Below are 8,990 nucleotides of genomic sequence, written 5' to 3' on the forward strand. Positions count from 1 at the left end.
CTGCAGGGGGGACCCTGTGGGAGAGTAGGACGCCGCCGAACAATTTTTAGCCTCAGTCCCCTGAACCCTTGTGGTTCAGGGGACTGAGGCATTTTTGCGTTCAGGAGCCTTTATATCGGGGCTTTCACGCGATGCGGTCCAGATCGGCGAGCGTGACCAGCCCCCGTAAAGGCTCACCTCGTAGAAACCGCTCCACCTCCGCCACCGCGTGGTCGCCGAGCCGTCGTCGTTCGCTGCCCTGGGCACCCGCGAGGTGCGGGGTGATCAGCACATTCGGCAACGAGAACAGCGGATGTCCCGGAGGCAGGGGCTCGGGTGACGTCACGTCGAGGCAGGCGTTCAACCGGCCCGCCGCACAGGCCCGGGTAAGGGCCTCCGTGTCGATGAGAGAGCCCCGTGCGGTGTTGATCAGCGTGGCGCCGTCCGGGAGCAGGGCCAGCCGTTCCGCGTTCAGCAGGTGGGTGGTCTCCGGCAGCGCCGGCGCGTGGACGCTGACGATGCTGCTCCGGCGGCACAGATCGTCCAGCGGCACCCAGGTGCAGCCGAGTTCGGCCGCGCCGGCCGCCGTCATATGCGGGTCGGCGAGCAGCACCCGATAGCCGGCGTCGGAGGCCGTCAGCCGCGAGATGACCCGTCTGCCGGTGCGGGAGGCGCCGATGACGCCGATCGTGCGGCCGTCGGCCCCCTCCCGCTCCTCCGCGGCCGGCCAGCCGGAGCCGGCGTAGTCGGCCGCCGCCGGCAGCGCGCGCTTCGACGCCAGCTGAATGAGCGCGTGGGCGAAGTCCGCCACCGGACCGGCGTTGGCCTCGGCCGCGGACGAGACCACGAGCCCCCGGTCCCAGACGGCCCCGGTGAGGTGGTGCTTGACCGACCCGGCCGCGTGGAACACCGCCCGCAGTTCTGGCGCGGAGTCGAGGACGGCGGCATCCAGCGGTGGACAGCCCCATCCGGTGATCAGTAGTTCTGCGCGAGCCAGGGGTGGGGGAGCGGTGCTCAGCAGCGCGGGCGGGATGTCGGCGGCCAGATCGACCACCGTACGGAGGCGCCGACGGGTTCCCTCCGTCAGTACTGCGTGCGCGGCGTCCCCGCCCATGCAGATCACCGCGGTCGGACGGTCGGACGGCACGGATCACCACCTTCCCACCATGGGTCGGGCGCCGGGCTCGACGGTGCACCGGCTCGTCGGCCCGTTCGCTGGCCCGGACGGTAGGGGCACCCGGCCACCCAGGTCAACGCTGCCTGCCCCCGGGTCGACAAATGCCCTTGCGCCACCGCCCGCGAGCCCCGGAGGATCGAGAAATGAGCTACGAGATCCGGACCGTTGGGGCCGAGGAGTGGGCAGAGCTGAAGGCCCTGCGGCTGACCGCGCTGCGGGACCCGGTCGCCCGCGTCGCCTTCATCGAGTCCTACGACAACGTCCACGGGCGTGCCGACGAGTTCTGGCAGGCCAGGGCCGTCCCACTCGCCGAGGGAGGGGGCGCCACCAGCCTGGTGGCCGTGGACTCCGACGGCACCTGGGTCGCGATGCTCACCATCCTGGACGAGACCCGGGACCGTACGGTGCTCGCCGGCGAGAGCACGGACGGAACGCGGGGCACCGAGGGGACGCAGGACACCGACGGGACGGGCTCCGGCGGGGCCGGTTCGGCCGGGCAGGAGGCCGTACTGCCGCAGACGCACATCGTGGGCGTCTACGTCCTCCCCGAGCACCGGGGGACGGGCGCGGCCGAGCTGCTGCTGCGCGGGGCCGTCGAGTGGTCCTGGGAGAACACCGCTGCGCGGCGGGTCCGCCTGTGGGTGCACGGGGACAATCCGCGAGCGTTCGCCTTCTACACGCGCCTGGGTTTCACCAAGACGGGTGAAACGGCGGCCTTTCCGCCGATGCCGGAGGAGACGGAGTACGAACTGGTGCTGCCGCGACCGGAGTCGGCGTCTCCGCTCGCGTCCTGATCGCGGCCTCCGAGAGGCCCCCCGCCGCCCTAGGGAGCGAAGGGACGGTGCGGCCAGCGGGCGCGGGCCTGCTCCTCGGAGCGCAGCAGCGCCAGCAGCGGCAGGCCCTGCTCCGCGCCTGCCGCCAGCAGCTCGGGGAACTGGGGGAACGGGGCCACGGCCGCGATGTCGTCGAGCACCAGGGTGAGTGGTGGGTCGAGCCGGCCGGAGGATGACCGTGCGGCCATGCGGCGGCCGTGCTCGACCACGCTCGAGGTGAGGGCGGTCAGCAAGGGCATCGCGCCGGGGCGCGTGCGCGGGTCCTCGTTGGCCTCACCCACCACATAAAGTGTGCCCCCTTCGGCGACGAATGACTCCACCGCGAGCAGATCCGCGCGGTTGGGGGTGCACGCGTTCCTGATGTGCACGGAGGAGAGCGCGCCCAGCGCACGCGCCGTCAGTTGCTGTGCCTGGTCACGGCGTTCCGGGTGCCCGGTGAGCGTGGCCTCCAGCTCGCCCGCCGCGCCGCCCGCGGCCTTGGGGTGGGTGCGGAGGATGCGTACGGGCTCGTGCGCGCCGGCCCCCTGGGCCCAGCGGTGCACCTGGCGGAAGGGCCGGCCGTCCACCGCCGCGGCGTGCAGCCAGCAGCGCAGCAGCGTCTCCGCCGCGTCCGCCGTCGCGGAGTCCAGCGCGTGGACGGGCCGTACGGGGGCGAGCAGCGCCGCGGCCCGTACGGCCGCGACCGTACGGGACTCGCAGCCCGTGGCGGGGCTCCAGCGCAGCCTGGCGGGGGTGTCGATCAGATGGCCGGGGTCGTGGACATGGACCGGACCGAGCTTGGCGCGGGCGTCCTTGGTCTCGGCCCAGAGCGCGGGGTCGGAGGTCACGACCAGGACGGGGCCGGCGGCCTCCCGGACGGCCTGGACGGCGAGAGGGTGGGGCGCGGTCGCGCGGGTCCGGGGGCCGGTGAAGCGCAGACCGAGGGCGGCGGAGCGCGGCTCGGGGTGGGGCGTGTGCGCGGCTGAGGGGGCCGGGGGCGCGGAAGCGGCCTCTTCCCGGGCCGGAGGGGCCTCTGGGGCCCCCGTCGGGGCCCAGGCCGCCTGCGGGGCCGTTCCGGCGTCCGTCGTCCGCCGGTCCGTGCCGGCGTCCGCGAGCGGGGCCCAGGCCGCCTCTGTGGCCGCCTGTCGGCTCGTCGCGGCCTCCCCGGGCGGAGGCGGGCCCGGCTCCCGTCCCGCCTCCGCAAGCGTCGCCGGGGCCGGCCCATGCGGCGCTTCGGCAGGAGTCCCCGGCGCGGGGACGGGCGCGGGGCCCCGGCCCGTCCCCGCCTCGGGTGCCGTCTCCGCCGCCGGCCGCGCTCCCCGCCCCGCGCGCCTCGCCTTCCACCGGGCCAGCGTCCCGATCGCGAAGATCGCCAGCACGAAGAGGACCATGAGTTCACTGATGAACGTGCCCCAGAACAGCCCGTAGCCGGATAGCTGTTCGGGCGGGGTGTCCGGCCAGGCCGCGGCGATGTCGTGCGGCTGGGAGAACAGCCGGCGCATGGCCGACGGCGTACGGGTGAAGGTGAGCCCCGTGGGCCAGGCGCCGTGGGCGAAGAGCCCCGCCAGGCCCGTGGCCGCCCAGACCAGCAGGGTCAGGCCCAGCAGAAACCCCAGCACGCCGATCAGCAGCCCGTCCGGGACCCCGCCCGTGGTGGAGCGGCCGCCCCCTCCCCGCGTCTCCCTCACGCCACCGTCGATTCCGTGGACTCCGTCGGCTCCAGCGGCTGGGCACCCCGCTCCGCTCCGTGCCCGGCCCCGTACTCGCCGTACCCCCCGTACTCCCCGTACTCGCCCCGGTCGTCCTGGCCGAGCCCGTACCCGTACTCATGGCCGCGGCCCAGTCCTGTGGCCCGGTCGTCCGTGCCGTGCTGCTCCGGCCGGCCCTCCCCGGAGTGGGCGGTCGACGACTCCGTCATCGCCCGGTCCGTGTAGACCAGCGGGCGTTCCGTCTCCGTCACCAGGTGCTTGACCACCTGCACATTGCCGTTGACGTCCCAGACGGCGATGCCCGGGGTGAGCGTGGGGATGATCTCCACGGCCCAGCGGGGCAGCCCGAGCACGCGCCCCGTGGCCCTGGCCTCGTCGGCCTTCTGGGCGTAGATGGTGCGGGTGGAGGCCATCTTGAGGATCGCCGCCGCCTCCTTGGCGGCGGCGCCGTCGACCACGTCCGACAGATGGTGCACCACGGCCACGAAACTGAGTCCCAGGCGCCGCCCGAACTTCAGCAGCCGCTGGAAGAGCTGGGCCACGAAGGGCGAGTTGATGATGTGCCACGCCTCCTCGACCAGGAAGATCCGTTTCTTCCGGTCCGGGCGAATCCAGGTGTGCTCCAGCCACACCCCGACGATCGCCATGAGGATCGGCATGGCGATCGAGTTCCGGTCGATGTGGGAGAGGTCGAAGACGATCAGGGGCGCGTCGAGATCGATGCCCACGGTCGTCGGGCCGTCGAACATGCCGCGCAGGTCGCCGTCGACCAGCCGGTCCAGCACCAGGGCCACATCCAGGCCCCAGGCGCGTACGTCGTCCAGATCGACGTTCATCGCCTGCGCCGACTCCGGCTCCGGATGGCGCAGTTGTTCGACGATGTCGGTCAGTACGGGCTGTCGTTCGGTGATCGCCCCATTGACGTAGGCGTGGGCGACCTTCAGCGCGAAGCCCGACCGCTCGTCCAGCCCGCGCCCCATCGCCACCTCGATGATGGTGCGCAGCAGGGCGAGCTGCCCGGTGGTGGTGATGGCCGGGTCCAGGGGGTTGAGCCGGATGCCGTCGTCCAGGGCGGCCATCGGGTCCAGCCGGATCGGCGTTATGCCGAGCTGCTGGGCGATGAGGTTCCACTCCCCGACGCCGTCCTCGCCCTGGGCGTCGAGGACGACCACCTGCCGGTCGCGGAACCGGAGCTGCCGCAGCACATAGGTCTTCTCCAGCGCGGACTTGCCGTTGCCGGACTCGCCCAGCACCAGCCAGTGCGGCGCCGGCAGCTGCTGCCCGTACAGCTGGAACGGGTCGTAGATATAACCCTTTCCCGAGTACACCTCGCGGCCGATGATCACCCCGGAGTCCCCGAGGCCGGGAGCGGCGGTCGGCAGGTAGACGGCCTGGGCCTGCCCGGTGGACGTGCGGACCGGCAGCCGGGTCGTCTCCACCTTGCCGAAGAGAAAGCTGGTGAACGCCTCGGTGACGGCTGTGAGGGGATCGAGCATGGTCCACGCCTCCCAGCGTGCTAGCGGCGGATGCCGGTCGCGAACGGAAGCGTGTTCACAAAGGCCCGGTGGTGCTCCCGGTCACACCACTCCAGTTTGAGATAGCTCTTGCCGGCCGAGGCCCGAATGGTCCGCTTGTCCCGGGCCAGCGCCTCCGGCGAGCGGGAGGACACCGTGATGTAGCCGACGAGGTTCACCCCGGCCGCGCCGCTCGCCAGGTCCTCGCCGCGCTGGTCGAGCCGGCCGTGGGCGGCGATGTCGCGCGGGTCCACGGTCCGGTTCATCTTGGCCGCCCGGGAGGCCTCCGCCTCGTCATTGGTCTTCTCGGTGAGCATCCGTTCTATGGCGACCTCGGTCGGTTCGAGGTCCATGCAGACGGCCACCGTACGGATCACGTCCGGGGTGTGCACCAGCAGGGGGGCGAGGAAGTTGACGCCCACCGGGGTCATCGGCCACTCCTTCACCCAGGCCGTGGCGTGGCACCAGGGCTCGCGGGTGGTGGACTCCCGGGTCTTCGCCTGGAGGTACGTCGGCGACACCGCGTCCAACTCGGCCGGCCAGGCGTTGCGCCTGGTCATCGCCTGAATGTGGTCGATGGGATGGTCCGGGTCGTACATGGAGTGGACGAGGGACGCCAGCCGCGCCTGCCCGAGGGGCTGGCGGACCCGGATGTCGGCCTCGGCGAGCCGGGCGCAGATGTCGGTGAGCTCGCGCGCCATCACCACGGCCAGGCCGGCGTCCTTGTCGAGCCGGGGGCGCCCCTGGGGGCCCTTGCCGCCCTGGGCGCCCTTCGCGCCCCTCGCGCTCCTCGTGCCGGCGCGGATGGCCCGCGCGATCGTCTGGGCCTCCTGGGCCAGCTCACGGCTGTAGTGCATGCACGCCACCAGATACGCCCGGTGCTGCTCGCTGCTGGTCGACACCATCGACTGCAGCTGGTCGTAGGAGTCGCGCAGCCAGGCGGGCGCGCCGGGGTCGCCGCGCTGGGCGACGTCCTTGGCGTGGGCGTCGGGGTCGGCGGGCAGCGTACGGGCCAGCATCTGCAGCCGGGTGACGAAGCCGTCGCCGTTGGCCACGTGCTTCAGCAGCGTGCCGAACCGGTCGACCAGGGCCTCCTGGTCCTCGCTGTCGCGCAGGCCGACGCCCGGCCCCTCGATCTCGATGGCCGCGGTGACCGTACGGCGGTCGGCGTGCAGCAGTACGGCGATCTCGTCGGGTCCGAAGGGCGCCGAGAGCCAGTTGATGCGCCCGACGCCGGGCGGGGGCCCGATCTCCACCTCCTGGCCGTCGAGCCGGGTGCCGGCCTCGACGGCCCCGGAGCGGTACGTGGTCCCCTTGCGGAGCGTGCGCTTGTACGAGCGGTTGATCTCGAACCACTTGTAGAAGGTGCGCTGCTTGTACGGCACGTAGACGGCGGCCAGCGCCAGCATCGGGAAGCCGGTGAGCGCGGCGATCCGCAGCGGCAGTACGGGCACGAGGAGCCCGCACATCATGCCGAGGAAGGCGCCGGCGATGATCAGGGCGATCTCGCCCGTCTCGCGGTTCTTGCCGATGATGGCGTTCGGGCGGGACGCCCCGTCACCGCCGCCACGGCTGCTGTGGGTCTTGATGCCCTGCTTGACGAGCGCGGCGGGCGAGGAGATGACGGCCGCCGCCTGGGCGCCGTCGGTCGCGCTCTTGCGGCTGCTGCGGGCGCTGGCGATCTCGTCGCCGAATCCGGGCACGAAGCGGTAGATCATCGCGCTGGCGAAGATGGCCAGCAGGATGATGGCCAGGCCGGAGACGACCGCGGAGAAGGCGTTCGGGCCGTCCTCGGAGGCGCTGAGGGCGCCCGCGAGGCCGAGCACGATGACGACGACCGGCTTCACCAGGATGACGGCGATCATGATGCCGGCCCAGCGGCGCACATGGCCCCACATGTTCTTGTCGACGAGGCCGGCGTAGACGGCGGTGCCGAGCAGGGCGCCGACGTACAGCAGCGCGGCCCGGATCACGAGCTCCAGCCAGAGCACGCCCGCGGCGAGCACGGAGACGAGGCTGACGACGATCAGCATGATGGGGCCGCCGCCGATGTTCTCGCCCTTGCGCAGGGCCTCCGAGAAGGAGCCGAAGAAGGCGTCGGTGTTGGAGGAGGTGCCGGAGGCGATGACCTCGGTCACCCCGTCGGTGGCGGAGACCACGGTGTAGAGGATCAGCGGTGTGAACGCGGAGGCGAGCACGGTGAGCCACAGGAAGCCGATGGCTTCGCTGATGGCCTCGGTGAGAGGAATCCCCCGAATGGCACGTTTGGCGACGGCCAGCAGCCAGAGCACGAGGGTGAGGACGGTGGACGCCGCGAAGACGACGGCGTACTGGCGCAGGAACGCGGGGTTGGTGAAGTCGACCTGGCTGGTGTTCTCGACGGCCTTGGACAGTTTGTCCACGGTCCAGGCGGCGGCGTCGGCGCAGCCCTTGGCGAGCGAGGACAGGGGGTCGAGGGGGTTGTCGGTGAGGGTGGGGGGTTTGCCGGTGGAGCCCGAAGGGCTGTCGTCGCCCAGGCACAGGTCCTTCGCGGGCCCCGGCAGCAGATCGCAGTTCTTCTTGTCACCGGACGGCGAAGGACTGGGCTCCGCGGCGGCCCGGCCCGCGCCGAGGACGAGGAGGGGCGGGACCGCCCCCAGACCCGCGAGTGTGAGGCCGCGGCGTCGGCTACCGGGCATAGGTGAACCCTCCGAACTCCGTGACGGCCTTCGTGATCTCATCGGCGTTGGACGCCGTGCGATCACTGTTCACCGGGGCGGGGCCTTCCTTCTGCGTGGCGCTCTCGATCTTCCAGTCGCCATCGGTCCACCGCAGTCGCAACTGCATGGTGAACCAGTCGTTGGTCACCGGGTTCTTCGAACTGATTCCGGCGGTCCCGAAGACACCCGTGCACCAGACGTCGATCGACGCGGTGGTGTCCGCGTACTCCAGGGTTCTGGTGCCGATGGGGGCCGTTCGGGAGACGTACGTCATGCCCTTGGCCGCGTTGCCGTTCCGATCGAGTCCGAGCTTGTCCAGGAACGTCTGCGAGTAGGCCTGGCCGAGCTTGGCCTCGAACTCGGGGACCTTGTCGGCGGTGAAGAGCCTGCGCACGATCTCCGGGCGGCGATCGGGCTTGATGACGTCGGCGGAGGTCAGCGCCACCGCGTAGTTCGCCGCCGCCGACTGCGCTCCCTGCTCCGTCCGGGGGAAGCCCGACGCGATGCCCGCCTGGGCCGTGGAGACCGGGCGCTCGCCCGTCGGCGCCGTGGGCGCCGCCTCCTTGGCCGTGCCCTTGCCGTCCGGCGAGTCCCCGCCGCCCCCGCGGTTGGCGAACGCGATCGCCGCGACCAGCAGCATCACGACCCCCACCACCGTGATCAGGCTCCGCGAGGCGCGCGCGGGCCGCCGCCCGCCCGCGCCGTCGCCGCCCGCCCGCTCCGGCAGCAGCGTGCGCGTGCCCCGGCCGTGCCCCGACCGCGTACGGGTGCCGCCGTCGTAGGGGCCGTAGTCGTCGCCGTAACCGTCGTCGTCGATGCTCATGCCGCGTACGCCCCCTCGGGCCTTCGGTGCGCCTCGGTCCCGGACTGCCGGTGCCGTCGTTCCGCTCGGGCGCGGCAGGGGCCGTACAACGACCGTAGCCCGGCCGGTGGCCGCTCGGGCGCGGTGTGGTGACTCGACATCAGGGGGACGCAATCTCAGCCGGTGTGCGTGACGGACGGGAGGAGGGCGGCCGGGCGCCGTCCCGTTCGTGGGACCGGTGGGACGCCGGCCGCGGTGCGATGCGGTGGAGTGGGGGGGCAGCGTGACGTGGGAAGGG

Annotated in this window: 5 protein-coding genes and 1 pseudogene; 1 reads left to right on the forward strand and 5 read right to left on the reverse strand. The window is 72.3% G+C overall.

Annotated features, from left to right (window positions below):
- Positions 1 to 124: 124 nt before the first annotated feature.
- Positions 125 to 1,093, reverse strand: a complete 969-nt coding sequence (locus ACSNOD_RS24130) for a hydroxyacid dehydrogenase (RefSeq protein ID WP_436769137.1) — start codon at positions 1,091 to 1,093, stop codon at positions 125 to 127.
- Between the two features lie 206 nt (positions 1,094 to 1,299).
- Here ACSNOD_RS24130 and ACSNOD_RS24135 point away from each other — a divergent pair, with 206 nt between their 5' ends.
- Positions 1,300 to 1,950 (forward strand): GNAT family N-acetyltransferase, encoded by a 651-nt coding sequence (locus tag ACSNOD_RS24135; protein ID WP_436769134.1) that lies wholly within the window; start codon positions 1,300 to 1,302, stop codon positions 1,948 to 1,950.
- A gap of 29 nt (positions 1,951 to 1,979) precedes the next feature.
- On the opposite strand, the gene ACSNOD_RS24140 is transcribed toward ACSNOD_RS24135, so the two are convergent.
- From ACSNOD_RS24140 to ACSNOD_RS24155, 4 genes and pseudogenes are all read right to left on the reverse strand, one after another.
- Positions 1,980 to 3,656, reverse strand: a complete 1,677-nt coding sequence (locus tag ACSNOD_RS24140) for a type VI secretion protein (protein ID WP_436769135.1) — start codon at positions 3,654 to 3,656, stop codon at positions 1,980 to 1,982.
- 208 nt (positions 3,657 to 3,864) lie between these two features.
- A pseudogene (locus ACSNOD_RS24145) lies at positions 3,865 to 5,173 on the reverse strand (ATP-binding protein); the annotation flags it as partial.
- Between the two features lie 20 nt (positions 5,174 to 5,193).
- Positions 5,194 to 6,780: an SCO6880 family protein gene (locus ACSNOD_RS24150; RefSeq protein WP_436769138.1), complete on the reverse strand. Its 1,587-nt coding sequence runs from the start codon at positions 6,778 to 6,780 to the stop codon at positions 5,194 to 5,196.
- Positions 6,781 to 7,858: 1,078 nt separating this feature from the next.
- The gene (locus ACSNOD_RS24155; protein WP_436769136.1) at positions 7,859 to 8,713 is read right to left on the reverse strand and encodes a hypothetical protein; all 855 of its coding nucleotides are present in this window, start codon (positions 8,711 to 8,713) and stop codon (positions 7,859 to 7,861) included.
- Between the last annotated feature and the right edge of the window lie 277 nt (positions 8,714 to 8,990).

This window comes from Streptomyces sp. URMC 123 (genome assembly GCF_051386515.1).
In the GTDB taxonomy this organism is placed as follows: Bacteria; Actinomycetota; Actinomycetes; order Streptomycetales; family Streptomycetaceae; genus Streptomyces.